The sequence below is a fragment of the Tsukamurella ocularis genome (assembly GCF_965138335.1).
GTDB lineage: Bacteria > Actinomycetota > Actinomycetes > Mycobacteriales > Mycobacteriaceae > Tsukamurella > Tsukamurella ocularis_A.
Genome location: NZ_CBCSDV010000012.1, coordinates 15,182 through 39,794, shown reverse-complemented (window position 1 = coordinate 39,794; position 24,613 = coordinate 15,182). Strand labels below are relative to the sequence as shown.

General features: G+C 72.7%; 20 protein-coding genes and 2 pseudogenes. 5 read left to right on the top strand and 17 right to left on the bottom strand.

The window, feature by feature from the left end; all coding sequences use genetic code 11:
• The first annotated feature begins 107 nt into the window (after positions 1-107).
• Complete coding sequence (locus ACNAYW_RS12605; RefSeq protein WP_415850043.1) at positions 108-551, top strand: SRPBCC domain-containing protein; 444 nt, start codon at positions 108-110, stop codon at positions 549-551.
• A 13-nt stretch (positions 552-564) separates the two neighbouring features.
• Here the strand turns inward: ACNAYW_RS12605 and ACNAYW_RS12600 are convergent, their stop codons facing one another.
• From ACNAYW_RS12600 to ACNAYW_RS12585, 4 genes and pseudogenes are all read right to left on the bottom strand, one after another.
• A complete protein-coding gene (locus tag ACNAYW_RS12600; protein WP_415850042.1) occupies positions 565-780 on the bottom strand; it encodes a dodecin in 216 nt (71 codons plus the stop codon).
• A 53-nt stretch (positions 781-833) separates the two neighbouring features.
• The gene (locus ACNAYW_RS12595; RefSeq protein ID WP_415850041.1) at positions 834-1,223 is read right to left on the bottom strand and encodes a hotdog fold thioesterase; all 390 of its coding nucleotides are present in this window, start codon (positions 1,221-1,223) and stop codon (positions 834-836) included.
• Between the two features lie 725 nt (positions 1,224-1,948).
• Positions 1,949-3,358: pseudogene (locus ACNAYW_RS12590) on the bottom strand (acyl-CoA synthetase); the annotation flags it as partial.
• Complete coding sequence (locus ACNAYW_RS12585; protein WP_415850040.1) at positions 3,355-4,695, bottom strand: SLC13 family permease; 1,341 nt, start codon at positions 4,693-4,695, stop codon at positions 3,355-3,357. The pseudogene ACNAYW_RS12590 and the gene ACNAYW_RS12585, both read right to left, overlap by 4 nt.
• A gap of 101 nt (positions 4,696-4,796) precedes the next feature.
• On the opposite strand from ACNAYW_RS12585, the gene ACNAYW_RS12580 reads away from it, so the two are divergent.
• On the top strand, positions 4,797-5,540 hold the full coding sequence (locus tag ACNAYW_RS12580) for an IclR family transcriptional regulator (protein WP_415850039.1): 744 nt from the start codon (positions 4,797-4,799) through the stop codon (positions 5,538-5,540).
• Between the two features lie 36 nt (positions 5,541-5,576).
• Here the strand turns inward: ACNAYW_RS12580 and ACNAYW_RS12575 are convergent, their stop codons facing one another.
• On the bottom strand, positions 5,577-10,046 hold the full coding sequence (locus ACNAYW_RS12575; protein WP_415850038.1) for an ATP-dependent helicase: 4,470 nt from the start codon (positions 10,044-10,046) through the stop codon (positions 5,577-5,579).
• Between the two features lie 189 nt (positions 10,047-10,235).
• On the opposite strand from ACNAYW_RS12575, the gene ACNAYW_RS12570 reads away from it, so the two are divergent.
• Together ACNAYW_RS12570 and mftM are read left to right on the top strand one after the other, a co-directional pair.
• Positions 10,236-10,853, top strand: coding sequence for an LGFP repeat-containing protein (locus tag ACNAYW_RS12570; protein WP_415850037.1), 618 nt, complete (start codon positions 10,236-10,238; stop codon positions 10,851-10,853).
• 87 nt (positions 10,854-10,940) lie between these two features.
• Positions 10,941-11,747, top strand: coding sequence for a mycofactocin oligosaccharide methyltransferase MftM (gene mftM, locus ACNAYW_RS12565; RefSeq protein ID WP_415850036.1), 807 nt, complete (start codon positions 10,941-10,943; stop codon positions 11,745-11,747).
• Between the two features lie 6 nt (positions 11,748-11,753).
• Here mftM and ACNAYW_RS12560 read toward each other — a convergent pair whose 3' ends face one another.
• From ACNAYW_RS12560 to ACNAYW_RS12525, 8 genes and pseudogenes are all read right to left on the bottom strand, one after another.
• A complete protein-coding gene (locus ACNAYW_RS12560) occupies positions 11,754-12,404 on the bottom strand; it encodes a MadR family response regulator transcription factor (RefSeq protein WP_415850121.1) in 651 nt (216 codons plus the stop codon).
• A gap of 5 nt (positions 12,405-12,409) precedes the next feature.
• The gene (locus ACNAYW_RS12555) at positions 12,410-13,744 is read right to left on the bottom strand and encodes a MadS family sensor histidine kinase (RefSeq protein ID WP_415850035.1); all 1,335 of its coding nucleotides are present in this window, start codon (positions 13,742-13,744) and stop codon (positions 12,410-12,412) included.
• Complete coding sequence (locus ACNAYW_RS12550) at positions 13,741-14,916, bottom strand: iron-containing alcohol dehydrogenase (RefSeq protein WP_415850120.1); 1,176 nt, start codon at positions 14,914-14,916, stop codon at positions 13,741-13,743. The genes ACNAYW_RS12555 and ACNAYW_RS12550 overlap by 4 nt, the downstream gene beginning before the upstream one ends.
• A gap of 157 nt (positions 14,917-15,073) precedes the next feature.
• The gene (gene madC / locus ACNAYW_RS12545; RefSeq protein WP_415850034.1) at positions 15,074-16,570 is read right to left on the bottom strand and encodes a MadC family VWA domain-containing protein; all 1,497 of its coding nucleotides are present in this window, start codon (positions 16,568-16,570) and stop codon (positions 15,074-15,076) included.
• Positions 16,557-16,873, bottom strand: a pseudogene (locus ACNAYW_RS12540) (MoxR family ATPase); the annotation flags it as partial. The gene madC and the pseudogene ACNAYW_RS12540, both read right to left, overlap by 14 nt.
• A 1-nt stretch (position 16,874) precedes the next feature.
• A partial coding sequence (locus ACNAYW_RS12535) for an AAA family ATPase (protein ID WP_415850033.1) occupies positions 16,875-17,618 on the bottom strand: 744 nt, incomplete at its 3' end.
• 29 nt (positions 17,619-17,647) lie between these two features.
• Positions 17,648-18,919, bottom strand: coding sequence for an NDMA-dependent methanol dehydrogenase (gene mdo / locus ACNAYW_RS12530; RefSeq protein ID WP_415850032.1), 1,272 nt, complete (start codon positions 18,917-18,919; stop codon positions 17,648-17,650).
• A gap of 261 nt (positions 18,920-19,180) precedes the next feature.
• A complete protein-coding gene (locus ACNAYW_RS12525) occupies positions 19,181-19,732 on the bottom strand; it encodes an NADPH-dependent FMN reductase (protein WP_415850031.1) in 552 nt (183 codons plus the stop codon).
• A gap of 193 nt (positions 19,733-19,925) precedes the next feature.
• Here ACNAYW_RS12525 and ACNAYW_RS12520 point away from each other — a divergent pair, with 193 nt between their 5' ends.
• The gene (locus ACNAYW_RS12520) at positions 19,926-20,504 is read left to right on the top strand and encodes a helix-turn-helix domain-containing protein (protein ID WP_415850030.1); all 579 of its coding nucleotides are present in this window, start codon (positions 19,926-19,928) and stop codon (positions 20,502-20,504) included.
• A 4-nt stretch (positions 20,505-20,508) separates the two neighbouring features.
• On the opposite strand, the gene ACNAYW_RS12515 is transcribed toward ACNAYW_RS12520, so the two are convergent.
• From ACNAYW_RS12515 to ACNAYW_RS12500, 4 genes are all read right to left on the bottom strand, one after another.
• Positions 20,509-20,925, bottom strand: a complete 417-nt coding sequence (locus ACNAYW_RS12515) for a hypothetical protein (protein ID WP_415850029.1) — start codon at positions 20,923-20,925, stop codon at positions 20,509-20,511.
• Positions 20,926-20,968: 43 nt separating this feature from the next.
• The gene (locus ACNAYW_RS12510; RefSeq protein ID WP_415850028.1) at positions 20,969-21,196 is read right to left on the bottom strand and encodes a hypothetical protein; all 228 of its coding nucleotides are present in this window, start codon (positions 21,194-21,196) and stop codon (positions 20,969-20,971) included.
• A gap of 16 nt (positions 21,197-21,212) precedes the next feature.
• Positions 21,213-23,021 carry an acetyl/propionyl/methylcrotonyl-CoA carboxylase subunit alpha gene (locus ACNAYW_RS12505; RefSeq protein WP_415850027.1) on the bottom strand — a complete coding sequence of 603 codons (1,809 nt, stop codon included), beginning with the start codon at positions 23,019-23,021 and terminating at the stop codon, positions 21,213-21,215.
• Positions 23,022-23,150: 129 nt separating this feature from the next.
• Positions 23,151-24,611 carry a condensation domain-containing protein gene (locus ACNAYW_RS12500; protein WP_415850026.1) on the bottom strand — a complete coding sequence of 487 codons (1,461 nt, stop codon included), beginning with the start codon at positions 24,609-24,611 and terminating at the stop codon, positions 23,151-23,153.
• Positions 24,612-24,613: the final 2 nt, after the last annotated feature.

The window sequence follows — 24,613 nt, the reverse complement described above, 5'->3', positions numbered from 1 at the left end:
AAGCAATAACGTGCAGGGTGCAACTGTAACTTCGGCGAAGATATTCCGCCACCTCATTACTGTGTGACCCGGCTCGCAATCGGTGGAACATGTTCTAGATTGGGGGCATGGCCTTCACCGTCGACCACAGCCGCGAGATCGCGGCCCCTCCCGCCCTCGTCTGGCAGGCGCTCACCGACTTCGATGCCTACCCGCAGTGGAACCCCTTCGCCGTCGAGGCGACCTGCGACCTGCGGCCCGGCGGCGCCATCACCATGCGGGTGGCACTGCGCCCGCCGAAGGTGATGACGCAGAAGGAGTACATCGTCTCCGTCGACGAGGGGCGCGGCTTCGCGTACTCGATGAAGCCCGCGCCCGCGGGCCTGCTGCGCAGTATCCGTGAGCAGGACATCGTCGATCTCGGGGGCGGCCGGTCGCGCTACACCTCGCACTTCCGGCTCGACGGTCCGCTCTCGCCGCTCGTCGGCGCGATCCTCGGCGCGCACCTGCGCCGCGGCTTCGACGGCCACGTCGACGGGCTCGTCCGGCAGGCGGAGAAGCTCGCCGGCTGACCCGGGGCTCCGCTCAGTCGGCGCCGTCCATCCGGAAGCCGATCTTCAGCGTCACCTGGGTGTGCGCGACGGCGCCGTCCTCGATGTGGCCCCGGGTGGACACCACCTCGAACCACTCCAGGTTCCGCATCGTCTGCGAGGCGCGGGAGACCGCGTTCGCAATGGCCGCGTCGTACCCCTCGGTGGAGGTGCCGACGACTTCGATGACTCGGTACACGTTGTTCGTCATACCTCCCCATCCTCCACTTTCCGGGCGGTCGGGGTGGCGGAACGGCGAGGTCGCTAGCGCGCGCGGACGCGGCGCGTGAACCGGGCCGTGGCGCGGGCGATCACCTGATCGTCGGGGTCGGTGACCCGGATGACGAAGATGTCCTCCTTGGGGAGCCGCTCGCCGATGCTCGCCTCCGCGCGCAGGACGTCGCCGAGCCGGGTCGGGCGCAGGAAGTCGATGTGGATCGCGCTGGCGACCCCGGTGTGCTCGTCGTCGTTCGCCGCGGCGGCGACCGCCGTGCCCGCCATGGCGAAGACGAAGGCGCCGTGGGTGGTGTCGTGCGGATTGAGATGATCCTCGGTGACCGTCGCGGTCGAGACCGCGCGGCCGCCGCCGTGCCCGGTCACCTCGATCCCGAGGAACTTCGCGTAGCGATCGACGGGCTGCTGCGGGGTGCTCATCGGTCCATCTTCTCCGATCGCGCATCCGCCGCTGCGAGGGCGGCGCGCATCGCCGCGCGCTCGGCCTCCGGCCAGGGCCCGGAGGCGGCCAACGGGATCTCGGTCAGGAAGCGCCGCTGGTCCTCCGGGATCCGCGTCACGAACAGGTCGGGATCGCGGCCCGCCGTCGCGTACAGGTCCGGGCCGTTCGCGTAGAACGGGTCGATGAGGACGGGGCCGCCGTCCGCACGGAGCATGACGTTCGACGGGTCGGTGTCCAGCGGGCCGCACCACGGCAGGTCCCGGAGCGCATCCGCGTGGATCCGGCCCACGACGGCCGCCAGCTCCGCGACGGCCTCCGCGCCGGCCAGGACCGCCCGGTGGAAGGCCTGCGCCGCGTCCCGCGGGGCGTCGGTGAGGCGCTCCAGCACCTGCAGATCGCCGCCGCCCACGAGCCGGCGGTGCGCGTGCAGTACGGGGACGTGTCCCGTGCCCGCCGCCTCGCGGTACAGCGCCGCGGTGTAGGGCCCGACGGGGTCGAACGGACTGATCCGCACGACGAGGGCACCGTCGGGCGAGGCGAGCGCGATCGCCCAGTCCCCGGCGCCGCACCGCGTCCAGCCCGCGTCTGCGAACGCGGCCTCCGCGGCGCGGTGANCGGCGTCGGGCGGCAGGTCGACGGGGAGGGCGTCCACGGCCTGGGTGTGCCGCGCGGCGTCACCGGTCGGTGCGCCGCCGTCGCCCCGGATCAGGGCGGCCTTCTGCACCTTGCCCATGGCATTGCGAGGGAGGGCGTCGACGAACCGGACGGCGCGCGGCCGCTTGTGCCAGGACAGTTCTCCGGCGACGTGCGCGATGAGCCCCTCGGCGTCGGCGTTGCTCCCCGGCGCGGCGACGACGTAGGCGACGATCCGCTGGCCGAGGTCGGCGTCCGGTACGCCGACGACGGCGACCTCCCGGACCTCCGGCCGCGCGAGCAGCGACGTCTCGATCTCGCCCGCGCCGATCCGGTAGCCGCCGGACTTGATGAGGTCGACGGACTCCCGCCCGACGATGCGGTGGAACCCGGCCGCGTCCTTGACGGCGACGTCGCCGGTGATGAACCAGCCGTCCTCCGTCCACGATGCGGCGGTCGCGTCCGGCCGGCCGAGGTAGCCCGCGAACAGCATGGGGCCGCGGACCTCGAGCCGTCCGACGCTCTCGCCGTCGGCGGGCACGTCGGCGCCGTCCTCCGCGCGCAGCCGAGTGCGGACACCGTCGACCGCGGTGCCGACCCATCCGGGCCGGCGCTCGCCGTCGGCCCGGGTGCTGAGCGTGATCATGGTCTCGGTCATCCCGTAGCGCTCGATCGGGGCCTGACCGGTGAGCGCGCGCAGCCGCTCGAAGACGGGCAGGGGCAGCGGCGCGCTGCCGGAGACGAGCAGGCGCGCGTCGGCGAGTACGCGCGCGGAGTCCTCGTCGGCGACGATCCGGCTCCATACGGTGGGCACGCCGAAGTACATCGTGGCGGGCGTCGCGGCGTACCGCTCGGGTGTGGCCTTCCCGGTGTGCACGACGCGGGAGCCGATGTGCAGCGAGCCGAGGACGCCGAGGATCAGGCCGTGCGTGTGGAACAGGGGAAGGCCGTGTGCGACGGTGTCGCGGTCGGTCCAGTCCCACGCCTCCGCGAGCGCGTCGAGGCCCGCGGCGATCGCCGCGCGGCTGAGCAGCACGCCCTTCGGGGCCCCCGTGGTGCCCGAGGTGTACAGGATCATCGCGACGGCGCCGTCGTCGGCGTCCGGCCCCGCCGACTGTGCGGCAGGTGATCCCGTGCCCGGGGAGGCCCGGTGGACCGGGAGGTCGACGTGGTCGCGCGGCTCGCCGGCCCAGGCGGTCGCCGCCGAATCGTTGAGGATGTGGGCGATCTCGGCCGGGCCGGCGTCGGGCGGCACCGGCACGGCCGTGATGCCGGCGAGCAGGCATCCGGTGACGGCCACGACGGTCTCGAGCGTCGGCGTCGCACAGACCGCGACGGGTCCAGCGGTGCGCAGGGACGTGGCGAAGGTCAGCGCGGCGGAGCGCAGTTCGGCGCGCGAGACGCTGTGGCCGTCGATGGTCACCGCGCGCGGATCATCGGCGCGGGCGAGGTCGCGGAGTGCGGCGAGCAGAGCGGTCATGAGAACACCATTCCCGGGACGATGAGGACGAGAGTGAGGACGACGGGGCCGGCGACGACCATGGAGAGGCCCCAGCGTGTGAGCATCCGGGTCATGCGCGGGCGTTCGGCCTCGTCGACGGTGGTGGCGACGTAGGTGGCGCCGACGGTCGAGAAGGGTGAGACGTCGACGATCGACGAGCACACGCCGATCGCGCAGATCAGTGCCCAGCCCGGGATGCCCCCGTCGGCGATGAGGGGGAGGGCGAGCGGCACGAGCGCGGCGAGCATTCCGGTGGTGGATGCGAACGCCGAGATCAGCCCGGCGGCGGCGCACAGCAGGAGGGCGGCGACTAGCGGGGAGCCGAGGTGGACGGCCTGCCGGCCGAGCATGTCCACGACGCCGAGCTCGGTGAGCACGCCGACGAACGTGATGATGCCGCCGACGAGGAGGACGGAGCCCCAGTCGATCCGGGTCATGGCCTGCTTGCCCGCGACCGGGTCGACGAGGGCGAGGACGGCGCCGAGGGCGAAGCCGAGGACTCCGATGTCGGGCTCCAGACCGCTGACGGACAGCGCGATCACCGTGCCCACGAGGGCCGCCATCGCGATCACGGTGAGTATCTGGATCGGGGTGGGGCGGCCGGGCCGGGCCGGTGCGGCGGACGGGTCGCCCTCGTCGACCACGAGCGTCGACTGGCCCGATTCGGAGAGCGCCGCGCCGCGGGCCGTCATGGCCTTCGCGAACGCGGGGACGCGGCGATCCGCGCGGGCGCGCCCGAACAGCGCGTAGGCGACGACGACGAGCACCAGGTTCACGGCGACGGCGACGCCGAAGAGCAGGAGCGGGCTCAGCTGGATCCCCGCGGCGTCGGCGGTGCCCCAGGTGATGATGCCGAACAGGCTGGTGGGTGCGAACGCCCCCGCGCTGAGCCCGGCGCCCATGGCGAGCGCCATGAGCATCGGGTCGATGCCGCGGCGGTGGGCGATGCTCATGCCCATCGGCGCCATCACCAGGCCGCCGAGCGGGGCGCCCATCGCCGAGAGCGCGGCGGTGAGCACGAAGAAGACGATGGGGAACAGGCGGTCCCGCCCGCCGACGCGGGTGAGCGCGGATTCGATGAGCCAGTCGACGGTGCCGTTCGCGTGCGCGACGCCGAAGAAGTAGGTCACCCCGACGAGCAGCACCAGGATGGACAACGGGAATTCCGCGACGACGTCCTTGAGCGCCATGTCCGCGACCCAGAGTCCGACACCGCACGCCGCCGGGAACATCACGATCCCGATGTTCACGTTCCGGGCGGCGGACAGCGCGAAGATCGCGACGAACACTCCCAGCGCTATCAGTTGTGCTGACACGGGGGACCTCTTTTCTCATCGGTCCACTGTGTGGCACAATGGACTATAGAATGGACCAGCGGGATGTAATGTAGATCACGGCGCAGGAGGAGGGCAAGGGAATGGCCACGAACAGTGTGGTTTCGGCGTTCAAGGTGCTCGAAGCGGTGGCGCGGATGCAGCCGGTGGGGTTGTCCGAACTCGCCCGCGCGGTGGAGCTCCCCAAGAGCACGACCCAGCGGTGCCTGCTGACGCTGCAGGAGGTGGGCTGGCTGGCGCCCACCCCGAGCAGCCCGCCGCGCTGGCGGATGACCTATCGGGCGATCGCGGTGTGCGGCCGGGCCGGCGTGGGGGGCGGGCTGCGCGATGCGGCGATCGCCACGATGAACGAACTGCAGCTCTCCACGACGGAGACCGTCCATCTCTGCGCCCCGGACGGCGATGCGCTGGTGCTCATCGAGCGCCTCGACACCTCGCATCCCCTGCGCGCCTTCCTGCCGCTGGGAGAGCGGATCTCCTTGCACGCCAGTGCGACCGGACTCGCCTATCTGTCGGCGTGCGCGGCGGAGTTCGTCGAGGAGTACCTGGCCGGCCGGCTGGAGGCGCCGACGCCGGATTCGATCACCGACCCCGACCGACTGCGCGAGGTCGTCGCGGAGGTGGCGGCGCGGGGCTACTCGACGAACGTCGGCGGGCTGTCCGTCGGGATCAGCTCGATCGGCGCGCCGATCCTCGACCACGCCGGGACCCCGGTGGGTGCACTCTCGGTGTCCGGGCCGAGTAGCCGGCTCGTCGAGGAGCGCTTCGAGGAGCTCGGGCAGCAGGTGGCCGCCGCCGCGGCGCGCATCGGACGGCTCCTGCACTGATCCCGGTGCGGTCGGATCCCGGTGCGGGGGAAGGGCTCAGCGTACGCGCAGGCCCTTCGGTGTGCGCGCGAAGCCGGCCGCCGTCAGGGCGCCTGCCAGCGGCGCGGTGAGGGCCGGGGCACCGTCGACCTTCTCGATGGTCAGGCCCCCGAGCCGCGGCGCCGTCTCGGCGAGCGCGGTGAGCGCCGCCTCCGGCGCGTCGGTGAAGGTGAGCAGGGTGCGGCCCCCGCGCTCGACGAAGAGGGCCAGCGCGCCGTCGACCAGCACGACGAGGGCGCCCGCCTTGCGCCCGGGGCGCGCACCCTCGTCGCCGCGATCGGGCCAGGGGAGCGCGGCACCGTACGGATTGGCCGGATCGGTGGCGGCCAGGACCAGCGCGGAGGTCTCGCCGCGCTGCTGGGCCCGCTCGAGCGCGGACGCCGCGTCGCGCAGCGCGTCGACGGTGCCGCCCCGCGCGAACTGGGCCGCCCCCAGGCGCTCGATGAAGTAGCCGCGCCGTGCCTTCCCGGACTCCTCGAAAGCGGCCAGCGTGCGGTAGATCCGGGCGAACCCGCCCTCGACGTGCTCGGCCGTCACCGCGCCGCGGGTCACCACGCCGTACCGCTCCAACAGCTGCTCGGCGAGGGCGGCGGACTGCTCGGTGGCGCTCGACTCCGCCGGCGCGGGCGGCAGCGACCACCGCCCGGCGACCATGGGCGGAGCCTGATCCGCCGCGACGCGGAAACGCGCCCGGGGAGCGCGGCGGGGAGTGCGATGGGCCGTCGCCCGACGGCCGCCCGCGAGCCTCGCCCGGACCGGCGCGAAGGTGTCGCCCGTGAGCCGGCCGGCCCACACCAGGTCCCACAGCGCCTCCGGGGTGGCGCCGGTGAGCTGGCGGTAGAAGTAGGCGCCACCGCCGCGGACCGCGTCCTCGATCGCCTCGTGCGCGGCGACGGTGTCGAGCGGCCCCGGCGGCGGCAGGGTGAGTGGCGCGAGGTCCGTCGGGTGGAGGGCGATCCAGCCGTCCTGCGCGCCGATCGCCCCGTGCCCGGTCCACACCACTTCGCCGGTGCCGGTGAGCTCGTCGAGCATGGCGGGCGAGTAGTCGACGACCCGATGCGGCAGTACCACCGACTCCCAGGCGGACGCGGGGATGGGGACCCCGGCCAGCTGGTCGATCACGGTGGCGACGCCGTCGATCCCGCGCAGCGGGTGCTTCAGGTGGTGCCACCCGGCGAGGAACTCGGCGTAGGCCCGCTCGGGCACCGGCTCGACGTCCTGCCGCAGCCGCGCGAGGCTGCGCTGGCGGATGCGGCGCAGCACGTCCGCGTCGCAGAACTGCGGGACGCCGTCGACGCCCGCGTCCTCGCCGTCCGGGACGAACCGGCCCTCGATGACGCGCCGCGCCGCGACCAGCTCGGTGAGCGGGCGCTGCACCACCGCGACGCCCAGGCCGTGGCGTGCGGCGACCTCGGCGGCGGTGAACGGGCCGTGCCGGCGGGCGTACCGCGCGACCAGATCGCCCACCGGATCCGCGACGGCCGACGTGAACGCCGACGCGATGCCCGGTTGCAGTGGGACGCCCAGGCCGTCGCGCAGCCGCGCCGCGTCCTCGACCGCGGCGATCCACCCGTCGCCGTAGGCGAAGACGCGGCCCGCGGCGAGCAGCTCGTCGACCGCGGCGGGCGCGCCCTCGGAGCGCTCCTCGATCTCGGCGCGGGTGAGGGGGCCGAGTTCGCGGATGAGGTCCGACACCTGCTCGACGGTGCGCGCGCGGTACCCCGGCGCGGTGCGCTGGAGCTGGGCGGCGATCTCCGTGAGGATCTCGGCGTCGAGCAGCTCGGTGAGCTCGACCCGGCCGAGCAATTGGGAGAGCACCGCGGGGTCCAGGCTGAGGACCGCCGCGCGCCGCTCGGCGAGGGGCGCGTCGCCCTCGTACATGAACGCGCCGACATAACTGAACAGGAGCGATGCCGCGAACGGCGACGGCGCGACGGTCTCGACCTCGGCCAGCCGGACCGAGCGGGAATCGAGGGCGCGGTGCACGGCGATCAGCTCCGGCACGTCGTAGACGTCCTGCAGGCATTCGCGGACGGCCTCGAGCACGATGGGGAACTGCGGGTATCCGCGCGCCACCTCCAGGAGCTGGCTCGCGCGCTGACGCTGCTGCCACAGGGGCGCGCGCTTACCGGGATCGCGACGGGGCAGGAGCAGGGCGCGCGCGGCGCACTCCCGGAACCGGGAGGCGAACAGGGCGCTGGACCCGACGGCCTCGGTGACCAGCGCATCGATCTCGTCCGGCTCGAACCGGAAGAGCTCGGCGCCGGGCGGGGCGTCGTCGGTGTCGGGCAGGCGGACGAGGATCCCGTCGTCCGTCGCGGTGACGGCGCCGGACAGTCCGAGGGAGGCCGTGAGGCGGGCGCCGATCGCGAGGGCCCACGGCGCGTGCACCTTCATGCCGAGCGGCGAATGCAGCGCGACGCGCCAGTCGCCGAGCTCGTCGCGGAACCGCTCGACGACGAGGGTGCGGTCGGTGGGGAGCACGCCGGTGGCCCGTTGTTGTTCGTCGAGGAGGGCGATGAGGTTGTCGGTGGCCCACTCGCCGAGCCCCACCTCCTGCGCCCGCGCCCGTTGGTCGGGCGCACCGAGAGCGGTGAACTCGCGGGTGAAGCGCCCGATGGCGCGGCCCAGCTCGGCGGGACGGCCGACGGTGTCACCGATCCAGAAGGGCAGGCGACCGGGTTGGCCGAACGCGGGCGAGACCAGCACCCGGTCGTGCGTGATCTCCTCGATCTTCCAGCTGGTGGCGCCGAGCGCGAAGACGTCGCCCACGCGGGACTCGTAGACCATCTCCTCGTCCAGTTCGCCCACGCGCGAGGCCTTCTCGCCCACCATGAAGACGCCGAACAGGCCGCGGTCGGGGATGGCGCCGCCGGAGGTGACCGCGAGCCGCCCGGCACCCGGTCGTCCGGTGAGCGTGCCGGCGTCTCGGTCCCAGACCACGCGGGGACGCAGCTCGCCGAAATCCTCCGCGGGGTAGCGCCCCGAGATCAGATCGAGCACCGCCTCGTACGCCGAATCCGGCAGTGCGGCATAGGAGTGCGCCCGCCGCACCAGAGTCAGCCAGTCGTGCACGTCGAGCTGATCCATCGCGGCGGCGGCGATGGTCTGCTGGGCCAGCACGTCGAGCGGGTTGCGGGGCACGACGAGCTTCTCGATCGCGCCCTCGCGCATGCGCTGCACGGTGACGGTGCTGTGCAGGAGGTCGGTGCGGTGCTTGGGGAAGAAGACGCCGCGGCTCGGCTCGCCCACCTGGTGCCCGGCGCGGCCGACGCGCTGCAGTCCGGCGGCCACCGACGGCGGCGCCTCCACCTGGATCACCAGATCGACGGCCCCCATGTCGATCCCGAGCTCCAGGCTGGACGTGGCGACCACGCAGCGGAGCCGGCCCGACTTCAGGTCGTCCTCGATGATCGCGCGCTGCTCCTTGCTCACCGAGCCGTGGTGCGCCCGCGCGAGCACGGGCTCGGCGCCGTGCGTCTGCCCGCTCGCGAGCAGCTGCGCGGGGGAGCCGCCGGCGACGGCGGGGTTCGGCGGGCCGGCGTGCACACCCGCGGCGAGTTCGTTGATCCGGGCCGTGAGGCGCTCCGCGAGGCGGCGTGAGTTGGCGAAGACGATGGTGGAGCGGTGCCGCTCGATGAGCTCGACGATGGACGACTCCACGTGCGGCCACAGCGAACCCTGCTGCACCGGCTCGTCCGGGTCGTCCGAGACCACGTCGAGTTCGGTCATGTCCGGGACGGGCACGGTGACGGTGAGCTCGAACTCCTTCTGCGAGGGCGGGCGCACCACCGTCGCGGGACGGGGCCCGCCGAGGAAGGCGGCGACCTCCTGCGCGGGCTCGACGGTGGCGGAGAGGCCGATCCGCTGGGCCGGCTCGTCCAGCACCTCGTCGAGCCGCTCGAGCGAGAGCGCCAGGTGCGTACCGCGCTTGGTGCCGGCGACGGCGTGCACCTCGTCGACGATGACCGTGCCCACCCGGGTCAGGCTCTCGCGGGCCTGGGACGTGAGCATGAGGAAGAGCGACTCGGGCGTGGTGATGAGGATGTCCGGCGGCGTCCGGACGAGCTGCCGCCGTTGCTGGGCCGGGGTGTCGCCGGACCGCACGCCCACCGTGACCGCGGGGGCGGGCTCACCCCGGCGCTCCCGGACCCGGGCGATCCCGGCGAGCGGCGCACGCAGGTTGCGCTCCACGTCGACCGCGAGGGCCTTGAGCGGAGAGATGTAGAGGACGGAGGTGCCGCGCGCGGCGTCGGACTCCTGCGGGGCCGGGCGGTCCATGAGTCGATCGAGGGCCCACAGGAACGCCGAGAGCGTCTTACCCGAGCCGGTGGGGGCCACGACCAGTGTGTTCTTCCCCTGGGCGATGGACCGCCAGGCGCCGGCCTGCGCCGCGGTGGGCGCGGCGAACGACTCGGTGAACCATTCGGCGGTGGCGGGCGTGAACGCCCGGAGGGCGTCCGGCATTCCTCCATCATGGCGCAGCCCTCCGACAAGTCCATCGCGTCCGTTCGCCGCGGTTCTGCATCGGTCGGGGTCAGAGCCGTCGACGCGTCGGAAGTTCAGCGCGCACACGGCGACACACCAGTGATTGTTGTTGTTTGTGTGACTTGTGTGATTCATGATGTTCAGGAGGTACGGACCTAAGGAGCAGGAATGACCACGCACGTCTCGTCGAACAGCCACCGTCGCGCCTGGTTCCGGGGCGCGGTCGCCGCGGCGGCCGTCGCCGTGGGCATCAGCGGCGGCGTGACCGCCATCGCCAAGGCCGACCAGCAGGTCGGTCGATTCCTCGTCAAGGGGCAGATCGAGGTCTCCTACTTCGCGACCGGCGGGGCGCCCACCTGGGGCGTGCCGCTGATCCCCGAGACCAACGCCGGGCGCGGTGGCAAGTTCCAGACCTTCAAGAACCAGGCGTCGTTCTACTGGCATCCCGGTGCCGACGGCGGCAACGCCCACCAGATCGGCGGCGCCATCCGCGCCAAATGGGGCGAGAACCGCTGGGAGAACGGCCCGCTCGGCTACCCGATCACCGACGAGCTGCAGTCCCGCGGCCCGTTCAACGCCGTCACGGGCGCGATGAACGCCTTCCAGGGCGGCGTGATCTACTGGTCGCCCGCGTCCGGCGCGTGGCCGGTGTGGGGCGAGATCCTCGTGAAGTGGAGCGCCGACAAGCGCGAGTCCGGCAAGTACGGTTACCCGACCGGACCCGAGATCCGCACCGGCAGCAGCTTCTCCCAGACCTTCCAGCGCGGCGTGATCACCTGGCCGTGACGCCCGGCGCCACCCCTCCCATCGGGTAGGCCGCGGCCCGTTCGTCGGCCCGGTGTGCGGCTCCACGGGCGTTCCTACGCTCGGAGGATGATCGATGCGCTGGCCCCGCAGCGGCCCGGAACCTGGTCGGACGGAACGGTGACCGTCTCCCGGTCGGACCGGCCCGACGGGGCCCTCGTCACCGTCGAACGAGCGGGCCGCCGGGTGCACGTGCAGCACCGCTTCCGCCCCGAGCACCTGCGCGATTCCCTCGCGGCGCGGCTCGCTGCGATCGCGGCACCGCGCACCGTCGACGAGTTCGAGCGGATCGTGGTCGGAGCCGTCCGCAGCACCGTCGACGCGCCGCACGACGCCTGGCTGACGTACTACCGCAACTCGCTCGACGATCTCGAATCCGGCAGTACCGCTTTCGCGCCCGTCCACGCCCGCGCGGAGGAGCTGTTGCTGGGCGAATCGGTGCTCGACCTCGGGTCCTGCTTCGGCTTCTTCCCGCTGCGCGTCGCCCGTCGCGGGTGGCGCGTCACCGCGTCGGACCTGTGCCCGGGCACCATGGATCTGCTCGCGCGGGTCGCGCCCGACCTGGGGGCGCCGCTGCGCACCGTCGCCGCCGATGCGGCCGCGACCGGCCTGCCCGACCGGTACTGCGACACCGTCACCGCCCTGCACCTGCTCGAACACGTCCCGCCCGCGGCGGGGCGCGCGATCCTCGCGGAGGCCGTGCGGCTCGCCCGCCGCCGGGTGATCGTCGCGGTGCCCTACGAGGACGAGCCCGACGCGCGGTACGGGCACGTGCGGACCTTCACCGCCGCGACGCTGCGCGAGCTCGGCGCCGCGACCGGCCTCGCCTGGACAGTGGGCGAGCACCACGGCGGGTGGCTCGTGCTCGACCGCTGATCCCCGTCAGATGAGCCCGCGCTTGCTGGCCTCGTACGCCGCTTCGGTGCGGCGGCTCACGCCCAGCTTGCGCAGCAGGTTGCTCACGTGGAACTTCACAGTGGTCGGCGAGATGAACAGCTGCTCGCCGATCCGCGTGTTGGAGTGGCCCTTCGCCAACAGGCGCAGCACCTCCAGCTCGCGGGCGGTGAGGGTGTCGTCGGGCGCGCCGCCCGCGAGCGTCTTCACCACGGCGACCGCGGTGCGCGAGTCGAAGGCGCTCTGCCCCCGCGTCACCGATCGGATGGCGCTGACCAACTCCGTGGTGTCCACGTCCTTGACCACGTAGCCGCGGGCGCCGGCCTGGACGGCCTCCACCACGAGCCGCTCGTCGAGGAAGGTCGTGAGCACGAGCAGGCCGATCTCCGGGTGCGCGGCGGTGAGGTCCCGGCACAGGCTCAGGCCCTCCAGCTCCGAACCGCCCGAGAGCTTCAGGTCGATCACCATCACGTCGGGCCGCGCGTGCTCGGCCACTGCGCGGGCCTCGGCGCGGGAGACGGCCTCGCCGACGACCTCCAGGTCGGGCTCGCGCTCCAGCACGGACCGCAGCCCCTGCCGCAGGATGGCGTGATCGTCGACCAGCACCAGCCGCGACCGCTCCACGGGCCGTTCCCGCATGTCCGTCACGAGTCCTCCTCCACCGGTAGTGCCACCTGTACCCGGACCCCGCCGATCCGTGATCGCCGGATCGCCAGCCGGCCACCGCATTCGGCGGCCCGAGCCGCCATGTTCGCCAGTCCGCGTCCGTGGCCGTCGAGATCCCGCTCCCGGCTGGTCGCCAGCGCGGCGCGGAGCGCGGCCGGATCGCCCGCCCCGTCGTCGTCGACGGCGAGCTCGACCGCATCCGGTCCGTAGCGCAGCGCGAGCACGGCGCGGCTCGCGCCCGCGTGCACCGCGACGTTGAACAGCGCTTCGCCCGCGATCCGCAGCAGCGCGTGCTCGACGGCAGCGGGCAGCTCGCGGGCCTCGCCGCGCACCCGGACCGCGACCGTGAGTTCGTCGGGCTCGTGCACCACGCCGAGTCGGCGCAGCATCTCCGGGAGCGCCGCGTCCTCGTGATCGTGGCTGTTCCCCAGCGTGTAGATCGCCGCACGCAGCTGCTCCACGCCGCGCCGCGTCATCTCCTTCGCCAGGTCGAGGCGCTCGGCCCGCTCGGCGGCGGGAATGTCGCTGCGGCACACCTCGATCTGCATGCCCGCGGACAGAACCGCCTGCGTCACGCTGTCGTGCAGCTCGCGGGCGATGCGGTGGCGCTCGTCGTCGAGTACGCGCTGCCGCTGGGCCACGCCGAGCTCGCGCTGCGTGCTGACGAGCTCGGCGTTGCGCACCGCGAGGTCGGCGGCGGTCCGGCGGGCCTGCGCGTGCGCTTGCTCCGAGCGGGTCAGCAGCGTGGCGATGCCCTCGTACAGTGCCGCGTTGTGCAGCGCGACCGCGGTCTGGCTGGCCAGGATGCTGAGCACCGCGGCGTCGGTGCCGTCCAGCTCCCGGCCCGCGGGCATCCACGCGGCGATCGCGCCGACCACGGCACCGTCGAGCACGAGCGGCACGAACGCGTGCCGGCCGTCGAGCGTCGTCCGGTCCGAGACCGTCGCGGGGTCCCGGATCCGTTCGAGGCAGTCGAGCACCTCGTAGGGGAGGGGCGGCCCGGTCACGCGGTCTACGAGGTACGGGATGCCGTCCGGGCCGAGCACGAGGCGCCGCATCCCCGCCGCCGTGAGCCGGCCGTCCGTGAGCGCGAAGACGACCCAATCGGCACGCAGGTGCTCGCGGGCCACCTCCGCGACCGAGCACACCAGGGTCTCCGGCCCCTCGACGGTCCGCACCAGGGCGCCGGCGATCAGATCCAGCGCGTGCAGGACGCGCTCGGCGCGCTCGACCGCGCCGCGGTACTGCGGGTAGTAGCTGCTCTTGCCCGACCGCAGACCGGTGAGCGCGGCCAGGTCCGATTCGGCGGTCACATCGCCGCCCGGAACAGGTCGGTGATCTCCGCGACCGTGGCCGCCCGCGGATTCGTGGTCATGCACGAGTCCTCGAGGCTCTGCGCGGCCAGCCGGGGGAGGACCTCCTCGGGGACGCCGAGCTCGGACAGGCCGCGCGGCACGCCGACCTCCCGCGCCAGCTCCTCCACCCGGTCGGCGACCGCGGCGGCCGCCTCCGCGGGCGGCGCGTGCTGCTCGTCGAGCCCCATCCCGGCGGCGATCGCCGTGTACGGCGCCGGATCGGCGGCCGCGTTGAACCGCACCACGTGCGGCAGCAGGATGCCGTTGATCACGCCGTGCGGCTTGTCCAGCAGCCCGCCCACCTGATGGCTCATCGCATGTGCGGCCCCGAGGATCGCGTTGGTGAAGGCCATCCCCGCCTCGAGGCTGGCCTGCGCCATCACCAGGCGCGCGGAGATGCTCCGCGGGTCCGCCATGCTGGCGGTGAGCGACTCGGAGACCAGGCCGACGGCCCGCAGCGCGTGGTGGTCGGTGAGAGGGTTGTGCGCCAGCGAGACGTACGCCTCGACGCCGTGCGTCAGCGCGTCGAGGCCGCTCGCGGCGCCGAGCCACTCCGGCATCGTGGTCAGCAGCCGCGGGTCGATCACCGTGACGTCCGGGACCAGTGCGCGGCCCAGGATGGTGACCTTGGTGGCCCGCTCAGTATCGGTGACGATGCAGAACTGGGAGACGTCGGCGCCCGTGCCCGCGGTCGTGGGGACCATGACCGTCGGCGGGATGGGGCGGGTCACCCGGTCCACGCCCACGTAGTCGAGGATCCGACCACCGTTCGTCGCGAGGATCGCCACGCCCTTGGCCGCGTCCATCACCGAGCCGCCGCCGATGCCCAGCACCACGTCGCACCCGGCCTCGGCGTACCGCTCGTAGGCCGCCGCGACCTCGTGGTCCTTGGGATTGGGCGTGACCGCGCTGACGACCTCGGGGCGCAGGCCCGCGCCGCGCAGGTGCCCGAGCAACTCGTCGACCCAGCCGGCCTCGATCAGCCCCGGATCGGTGACCAGCAGCGGCCGGACCGCGCCCAGGCGGGCCGCCGCGTGGGCCGCCTCGCCGAGCGAGTCGACGCCGAAGACGATCTCGGGGGCGTGGAACTTGACGGTGCGCGGCACCTCGCGGGACACCAGCGGCACCATCGCCGTGCGGTGATCGAGGTCGTTCGCGGCGCGATCATCGAGGTGGGTCACGGGCTTCTCCTCAACGGATCGATGTGATCCATGTTACAGAAGCGGTGCGGCTCCACGCCGGGCCGTTCGCACGGGCGGGTACCTGCCCGATCGGGTAGGTGCGCGCTCAGCGCAGTGCGTTCCCGAGCTCCGCGGCCCGCTCGATCAACTGGTCCGCGTCGCGCGCGGTGACCACCGTGTCGCAGTGCTCGCGGTACGCCGGCATCGCGCACGTGGCCTGCGCCCAGTACCGCTCCGGTTCGGGCGTGATCCACGCCAGCCGGTGCACCCGCCGCCGCAGCTCCGCGAGGTGTTCGACCCCGTCGGGCAGGCCGCCCGAGCGCCCGTCGCCGACGATGAGCAGGGAGGTACGGCGGGTGAGGCCGGCGGGCGCCGCGAGCAGCTCCGCGAACACCCGCCCGTAGTCGCTGGAGGCCTCGAGGTCGATCTCCGGATCGGCCAGTACGCGCGCGAGCGCCGCGTCGCCCGCGCCGGGCAGCAGGGCATCGGTCACGTCCACGGGGCGGTCGACGAAACCGTAGACCTCGCACCGGGCGGTGCGTCGCCGGATCGACTGCGCGAGGCGCAGCACGAAGCCGGTGACCGGCCGCACCGAGAGCGAGACGTCCGCGAGGATCAGCAGGCGCAGCCGGTCGGGACGCGGGACGCGGGTGGCGAGCCGGAACGGGACGCCGTCGGTGCGCTGCGCGGTGCGGGCGGTCGTGCGCAGGTCGAGGCGGCCGTGGCCGTGGTAGCGCACCCGCTCGCGGGGCGCCCCGCGCATGCGGCGCAGCACTTCGTGCACCGCCAGCTCGAGCTCGGCGTGCGGCCGCGATTCGACCTCGCCGGGCGGACCGGGCGGCACCTGGCCCGCGCCGGCCAGCGCCTCGACGAAGGCGCTCAGCGCGGCCGCCAGCCGGTCCGCGGTGGCCTGCGTCAGCTCCTGTTCCGGGCCGGCGTCGGCGTACACCCGGCCGGGGTCGTACCGGTCCAGCCAGGCCAGGATCGCCGCCGGATCGTCCCAGCGCAGCGTGCCGGCCGCCGCCATCGCGGCACCGTCGGACAGGGCTCCCACCTCGGCGGTCCCGGCCCGGGCCACGTCGAGGGTGTAACTCACGCCGCGGCGGCCGCCGTCCTCCGCGGAGACGGCGAGCTCCCCACTCGCCGCCGAGGTCACGGAGAAGTCGTCGTCGTCCTTGTGCGGGTTGAAGCCCTCCTCCGCGTCCGGGGTGTCGACGACGAGGTCGCCGACCTCCGCCGCCCGCTCGTTGTAGTCGGCGTAACGGCCGATCTCCCCGTCGGGATCGAGCACCAGGTCCTCGGGCAGGCCGCCGGTGAGGGCCGCGTGCGCCGGCGCGTCGTCCGGGGCGCCGACGGCCGTCTCGACCGCCGCGAAGAGCTCGGCGAAGGCCGCGTCGAAGCCGGCGTCCTCGTGCGCGTACTTGACGCACGTCGCGCGGAGACCGGCCCCGAGACGCGCCCGGTCGCGGGCACCGTACAGCGCCAGGACGCGGCGCACCTCGATCACCTCCGCGGGCGAGGCGCCCACGCCGTGCGCGCGCAGCCGCGCCCCGAACGCCGCGGCGACGACGTCGAGCAGGCCCGCGGTCTCAGTTGCCGCCACGACCCCGGCCCCCGTGCCCGCGGAAGACGGCCGTCGTGGTGTTGGCGGGGTTGGCCGCCACCGTCGTCCGGTCCGGCCGGCCGACCGTCTCCGCCGCGCCCGACGGTGCCCCGTGCTCCCGGTTCCGCACCAGGTCCACGTCGGTCGAGTACTTCAGCAGCGCGGCGTAGAGGAGGTCGGGCCGCTCCGCGGGCGCCGTGCCGGTGCCGGCCAGCACCGCCGCGATCCGGGCCGCGTCGATCACCTCCGAGATCGACGGGCTCTTGCGCAGCGGCAGGTCCCGGAGCCGGCCCGCGAGCTCGGNGNCCTCCCCGATCGCCGCCGGCTCCACGTCGGGGGCGCGGGCGGCGACGATGTCGCGCTCGCGGTCCGCCGTGGGGTAGCCGAGGTGGTAGTGCAGGCAGCGACGCTTGAGGGCGGCACTGAGTTCGCGGGTGTCGTTGGAGGTCAACACGACCCACGGTACGGTGCGTGCGGTGAAGGTGCCGATCTCGGGCACGGTCACCTGGTTCTCCGCCAGCACCTCGAGCAGCAGCGCCTCCATCGATTCCTCGGTACGGTCCACCTCGTCGACCAGCAGCACCACCGGCTCCTCGGACAGGATCGCGGCGAGCAGCGGCCGCGCCGCGAGGAAGGTCTCCGAGTAGAGCCCGAAGTCCTTGGCGGCCAGGTGCGCCGATGCCTCCTCCAGGGTTCCGAACCCCGCCAGCTCGGTACCGATCCGGTCGCGCAGCATCTGCACGTGCAGCAACTGCCGCGCGTAGTCCCACTCGTACAGGGCGCGGCTGTCGTCGAGCCCCTCGTGACACTGCAGCCGGATCAGCCGGCGGCCCGCGACCTCCGCCAGCGCCTTCGCCAGCTCGGTCTTGCCGACACCGGCCGGACCCTCCAGCAGCAGGGGCCGGCCGAGCACCGTCGACAGGTGGACCACGGTGGCCAGGTCGGGGTCCGCGATGTAGTCCGCGCCGCGCAGCGCCTCCCGCAGCGCCGGGCCGTCGGCGAATCCCGGCTCCGCCGTGGGCGTCTCGATCGTGGCCACCGTGGTCATGGCTGTCTCCCTTCCGAATCCTCGTGGTGTCAGTACGTGCCGTTGATGCAGTGGTCGACGACGGGGATCATCGACGCCACCGTGACCTCGCGCGGGTTGCCCGGCGTGCACCAGTCGTCCTGGATGTGCTCCGAGATGGCCAGCACCGACTTCTCGTCGCCCTTGATCACCTCGCCGCGCCCCGCGTACTTGCCGGAGTTCATCTGGTTCTTGTCGTACGAGTCGGTGCGGATCTGCCCGAAGTTGTCCGGGATGCCCACGTCCTTCGCGAGTCGGATGGCCGCCTCCACGGCGGCGTCCGCCGCCTGCACCGTGGTCATGTTGCGGGTGTCCACGCCCATCGCGACCGCGATCTCGGCGTACCGCTCGTACCGCGAGGGCAGGTTGTACTCCCACACGCGGGGCAGCGCGATCGCGTTGTTGAGGCCGTGATGGCTGTCGAAGAACGCGGAGACGGCGTGCGAGATGGAGTGCACGATGCCGAGGCCGCCGGAGTTGAAGGCCTGCGCCGAGATGTACTGCGCGTTCATCATGCCCTCGCGCGCCTTGAGGTTGCGCGGCTCGAAGGTGGCCTCGCGCAGGTTCTTCGCGACCAGCTCGATCGAATAGAGGGCGTTGCCCAGCGACGGCGCGAAGTCCAGCCGCGAGACGTAGGGCTCGCTGCCGTGGGCGAGCACGTCGAAGCCGCAGTACGCGGTGAAGTGCTGCGGGCACGAGTAGTACAGCAGCGGATCGTCGATCGCGAGCGTCACGATGGAGGCCTCGTCGAAGGCCACCCACTTGTGCGGCTTGTCCATGTCGGACGTATCGGTGATCACGTACGCCCAGGAGGTCTCCGAGCCGGTGCCGGCGGTGGTGGAGACGGCGATGTGGGGCGGGTTCTTCTTGTTGCTGGACTTCGCGAAGCCCTCGAACTCGTTGATGTTGCGGCCGTCGTGCGCGATGACCACGCGCGCGCCCTTGGCGGCGTCGTGGCTGGAGCCGCCGCCCACGGAGATGATGCTGTCGCACTTCTCCTTCTCGTACATCGCCGCGGCTTCCATGACGTTGTAGTCCTTGGGGTTCGACTCCACCTTGTCGAACAGGACCACCTCGACGCCCTGGTACTCGATCTTGCCGATGAGCTCCTCGATGATGCCCGAGCCGCGCAGGCCGGTGGTCACCAGCAGGGCGCGCTTGAAGCCGAGGTTCTTGGCCTCCACGCCGATGATGTCGTGCGCGCCGACGCCCATCAGCGCGCGGGGGAAGGGGTGGAACTCCTTGATCGGGAAGTCCCAGATCTGGTTCAGCTCGATGGCCATGTCGTCTCCTGCTCGTGCGGTCCGGGCGAGATGGCGTGATCCACCTCACAGGAACACTGTGGGCTCGGAACGACGTGCGCGGGAGGGGCTGCGGGCGAAACCGTACGGTCGTCGCCCCGGGCCCGTCCGGTCGGGCAGGTGCGGGACCGGCCCGACCGGCGGGCGCACCGGCGTCCCGCAAGCCCGTGCGCCCCGCCCCCGGACGACGACGGGCGGCCCAGCCGTGCGGCGCGGGCCGCCCGGAGACGGCGGAACCGGTGATCAGCCCTGTTCGCGTGCGGTGGCCGCGATCAGCTGGTCGAGCACCGTCGCGAGCTCGTGCTCGCGACGCTCCAGCGGCGTGAAGGCGCCGTCGCCGTCGAAGTCGGTGAACAGGCCGAGGCTGACCTGCGCCCGCACGTCGACCATCGAGAAGTTGGCGGTGATCTGGCGCCAGTGCTCCACCGAGCGGACGCCGTTGTCGGCGCCGTAGGCGACGAAGGCCACGGTCTTGCCGGCCCACTCGGGACCGATCGAATCGAAGGCGTTCTTGAATCCGCCCGGCACGGAGTGGTTGTACTCGGGGGTGACGAAGATGAAGCCGTCCTCGGCATCGATGGCCTTGCCCCACGCGGTGACCGCGGCGCTGTCGTAGTTCCGGTTGGCGGCACCGGGCACGGTGGCGGAGGTCAGCAGCGGCACGTCGAACGCCTTGAGATCGATGACCGTGATCTCGACGCCCTCACGCGCCTCGGCGTGGGCGGCGACCCACGTGCCGACCTCCTCCGCCTTGCGCCCATCGCGGATGGAGCCCAGGATGATGCCGATCTTCATGTGAGTCCTTTCGGGTTTGCGATCGCCCACGTGGGCGCACGGCTCTCACCGTAACCGAGCGCCCGCACGCCCACCCGGTGTCGGAACAGCTGCGCGCGGTGAGGGCGACGAGAGCGTCGAGGTGTCGCTGCCGGCTCGTCGGATCGGCGGTGCGTGATCGAGGTGTCGCGCGAGGTACCGGCACAATGGATGGATGCCGGACATCGACGATCCCGTCCTCGCGCACGTCGGACCGCGCTTGCGCGCGATCCGGCAGGAGCGCGACATCACCCTGACCGCGGTCGCGGAGGCCACCGGCATCTCGGTGAGCACGCTGTCTCGTCTGGAGGGCGGCACGCGCAAGCCCACGCTGGAACTGCTGCTCCCGCTCGCCCGGACCTACGGGCTCCCGCTCGACGAGCTCGTCGACGCCCCCGAGACCGGCGACCCGCGGGTCCGGCTCAAGCCCCAGCGCCACGGCGACCGCACCATCGTTCCGCTGACCCGCCGTGCCGGTGGCCTGCGCACCTTCAAGGAGGTCATCCGGCCGCGCCCGGGTGACGGGGCCGCGCCCACGCCGGTCTCGCACCCCGGCTACCACTGGGTGTACGTGCTCGACGGCGCGCTGCGCCTGATCCTCGGGGAGAAGGAGATGGTGATCAAGCCGGGCGAGGTGATCGAGTTCGACACCCGGCTGCCGCACTGGTTCGGCAGCGCCGACGGGAAGCCCGTGGAGTACCTGGGCATCTACGGCCCGCAGGGCGAGCGCGCGCACCACGTGCGGGGGGAGTAGCGCGTCAGTCGCCGCCGCGGCCGGTGACCTTCTTGAGCTGGTTGACGCCGGGCAGCCTGCCGACGCCGCGCTCGACCCCGCGCTGGACGTCGCTGAGCCTGTTCGTGACGTCGACGAGCGGCGGAAGCACCGCGTCGAGGGTGTTCAGGGCCGGGTCGGCGACGGCGGTGAGCCGCTCCACCCGGTCGATCACGTTGTTGGCGCGCTCGATCATGTCGGCCATCGCGAGCATCACCTTCGGCAGCTCGGCGATGAGCTCGATGGTGTCGGGCGGGATGGTACTGAGCTTGCCGACGCTGGTGACCGTCCGGCCGGTGTTGTCCATCGCCCGGCCGGCGGCGGACCGCACGGAGTCGACCAGGTCGTTGACCGATTCGCTGATGCTGGGTGGGGCCTTCGGGGGCTCCGGCTTTCTCGCCATGCCTCGATCATCGCCCGTCGGGCGGTCGCGCACGGGGATTTGGCTAGAGCGACGCGCCGAATCGTTCCACCGCCGCGCGGGCGGTGCGCAGGCCCTCGCTGTCCGGTCCGTCGACGACGACCTCCCCCGAGGGGAGCAGGGTGACCTCGCCGATCGAGTCGCCGGTGGTGTTCACGCGCACGGCCCAGGCGTAGGCCCGGTCGGCCAGCCAGGCGTCGGGGCGCAGTTCCGTGAGGTACCACGCCCCGACGTTCAGGCCTACGGGGTCCATTCCCGGTCCGTCCGGATCAGGCCTCGTCGGACTTGATCTCGAGCAGGACGGTGCCCTGCGTGACGGCGGTGCCGGGCTCGACGGCCAGGCCGGTGATGATGCCGTCCTTGTGCGCGGCGACCGGGTTCTCCATCTTCATGGCCTCGAGCACGACGACGAGGTCGCCCGCGCTGACCTGCTGGCCGTCCTCGACGGCCACCTTGACGACGGTGCCCTGCATGGGCGCGGTCACGGAGTCGCCCGTCGCGGCCACGCCGGCGCCGCGATCACGGGTGCGGGCCTTCGGCTTGCGGCGGATGACGCCCGCGCCGCCGGCCGCGCCGCCACCGCCGAGCGACAGCTCGCCGGGCAGCGAGACCTCGACGCGGCGGCCGTCGACGACCACGACGACGTTCTGGCGCGGCAGGGAGTCGTCCTCCTCGATGGCCTGGCCGCCGGTGTACGGCTCGATCGGGTTCTCCCAATCGGTCTCGATCCACTTGGTGTAGACCTCGAAGCCGTTCTCGTCGCCGACGAACGCGGGGTTGGAGACGATGTGGCGGTGGAACGGGATGACCGTCGCGAGGCCCTCGACCTCGAACTCGGCCAGCGCGCGCCGCGAGCGCTCCAGCGCCTCCTCGCGGGTCGCGCCGGTCACGATGAGCTTGGCCAGCATCGAGTCGAACTGGCCGCCGATCACGTCGCCCTGGTCCACGCCGGAGTCGACGCGGACGCCGGGGCCCGTGGGCTCGCGGTAGACCGAGATCGGGCCGGGGGCGGGCAGGAAGCCGCGGCCGGCGTCCTCGCCGTTGATCCGGAACTCGAAGCTGTGACCGCGGGGAGTGGGATCCTCCGTGATCGTCAGCTCCTTGCCCTCGGCGATACGGAACTGCTGGCGCACGAGGTCGATGCCCGCGGTCTCCTCGGTGACGGGGTGCTCGACCTGCAGGCGGGTGTTCACCTCGAGGAAGCTGACCAGGCCGTCGGCGGCGACGAGGAACTCGACGGTGCCGGCGCCGTAGTAGCCCGCCTCGCGGCAGATGCGCTTGGCCGACTCGTGGATCGCGGTGCGCTGCTCCGTGGTGAGGAACGGCGCGGGCGCCTCCTCGACCAGCTTCTGGAAGCGCCGCTGCAGCGAGCAGTCGCGCGTGCCGGCGACGACGACGTTGCCGTGCTGGTCGGCGATCACCTGGGCCTCGACGTGGCGGGCCTTGTCGAGGTAGCGCTCCACGAAGCACTCGCCGCGACCGAAGGCGGCGGTGGCCTCACGGGTCGCCGACTCGAACAGCTCGGGGATCTCCTCGATGGTGTAGGCGACCTTCATGCCGCGGCCGCCACCGCCGAACGCCGCCTTGATGGCGACGGGCACGCCGTACTCCTGCGCGAAGGCGACGACCTCGTCGGCGTCCTTGACCGGGTCCTTGGTGCCGGGCGCCATCGGGGCCTCGGCGCGCTCGGCGATGTGCCGCGCGGTGACCTTGTCGCCCAGGTCGCGGATCGACGAGGGCGAGGGGCCGATCCAGGTCAGGCCCGCGTCGATGACGGCCTGCGCGAAGTCGGCGTTCTCGGACAGGAAGCCGTAGCCGGGGTGGATCGCGTCGGCGCCGGATTTGCGGGCGGCGTCGAGGATCTTGTCGAAGACCAGGTAGGACTCGGCCGAGGTCTGTCCGCCCAGGGCGAAGGCCTCGTCGGCGAGGCGGACGAACTTGGCCCCGGCGTCGGGCTCCGCGTACACGGCGACGCTGGTCAGGCCGGCGTCCCGGGCGGCGCGGATGACGCGGACGGCGATCTCACCGCGGTTGGCGATCAGCACCTTCTCGATCTTCTTGTCAGCGTGGGCTGCCACTCAATCTCCTCGTTCCTTGCGGCGCGCGTCGGGGACGCNCCCCGACATGGGTATCCCGTAGAACACAGTCGACGTTCAGTCTATGCCTACGGACCTGTGGCGCAGCTGACAGTCCCCGTCCGGGTTCGGTTACCCGCGAGTAACCGTCGCATCGCCTATTTCGGTCAACAACGAACGTAGCGCGCCCAGATACAGGGTGACACTCCGGTGTGCCGTTTCGAAGCCGGGGAAGCGCGCCGCCACGTGCAATCCGGACGGTGTGCGCAGCATCCAGAGGTAGACGTCGTCGATCGAGTAGTCCCGCGAGCGCAGCGCCCCGGCCCCGCCCGCGTCGTTGACCTCGGAGCCGGGGGCGGAGCGGGTGTCCATGAAGGAGACGACGAACCGCGGCGGCGGGGCCTGGGAGCGGCCGGGCTCGTCCGCGAGGACCTCGCCGATGCGCAGGTAGGGCAGGGTGCTGCCGGCCTTGGAGTGCTTCCACGCGGCCTGCGCCCGCTGCGCCAGCTCGCCGAAGGTGCGGGTGCCGGTGGTGTCGAGCCGGAAGGGCGCGATGCCGACGAACCAGCCGAGCGCCGCGATCCACTGCTCGGCGTCGCGGGTGTGCCGGGTGACGGCGCAGCGGAACACGGGGCCGAAGCCCAGGTCGGTGTTGATCTTCGCCATGCACGCGAGGACCCCGGTCACCAGCGAGGCGCCCGACTCCGAGCACACGCGGGTGAAGTTGTTGGACCGGTCGTCGTCGAGCAGATGGAAGTTCAGCGCGCCCTGCGGCAGCCTGGGCACCCCGTCGGGATCGCGACTGAGCGCGGCCCGCGTCTCGTCGGCGAGCACCTTCGCGCTGAGCGGCAACAGCGGCATGGGGAAGGGGTCGGGCTTGAAGCCGGTCTCGCTGAGGTACTCGTCCCACATCCGGGCCGCCGGGTGGCTCGCGCCGGCCCGGTCAGCCGACTGCCGGTCGGTGTCCGAGTAGTCGACGTAGCTGCCGGTGGGCAGCAGGCGGGGCTGCTCGCCGTGCACGGCCTCGCGGTAGAACTCGCGCAGCTCGTAGGGGCTGAGGATGAGGGAGTAGCCGTCGAGCAGGGAGTGGTCCGCGGCGAAGAACAGGGTGAAGGAGTCCTCCCGCGCCACCGTCGAGAACAGGTATGCCGGCCAGGTCAGCGGGGCCGTCGACCGGTCGAACTCGCCCAGCAGCTGCTCGGCGAGGGGCCCGGTGGAGCGGTAGGTGCCGATGACCTTGATCCGCAGGTCGACGGTGGCGGTCTGCGCGCTCCGGCGGCGCGGCCGGTCGTCCTCGAGGAAGACGTGGGTGCGCAGCACCTCGTGGCGGTCGATCCACGCGCGCAGCGCGGTGCGCATCCCGGGGATGGACAGCGGCTCGTCGAACTCGATGCCGAGGCCCAGCCAGGACTCGCGGCCGCCGTCGATGTGCCGGCGCTGCAGCACCGCCTGCGCGCCCCGCAGATGCGCCTCGTGAACGTGCGACGTGGCGCGCGGATCGTCGCGCCAGCGCGCGGCCGGCCCCGTCGTGGGGATCCAGTTGCGCAGTTCACCCGGGCGCAGCGGGTACGCGTCCAGTTCGGTGAAGTGCATGG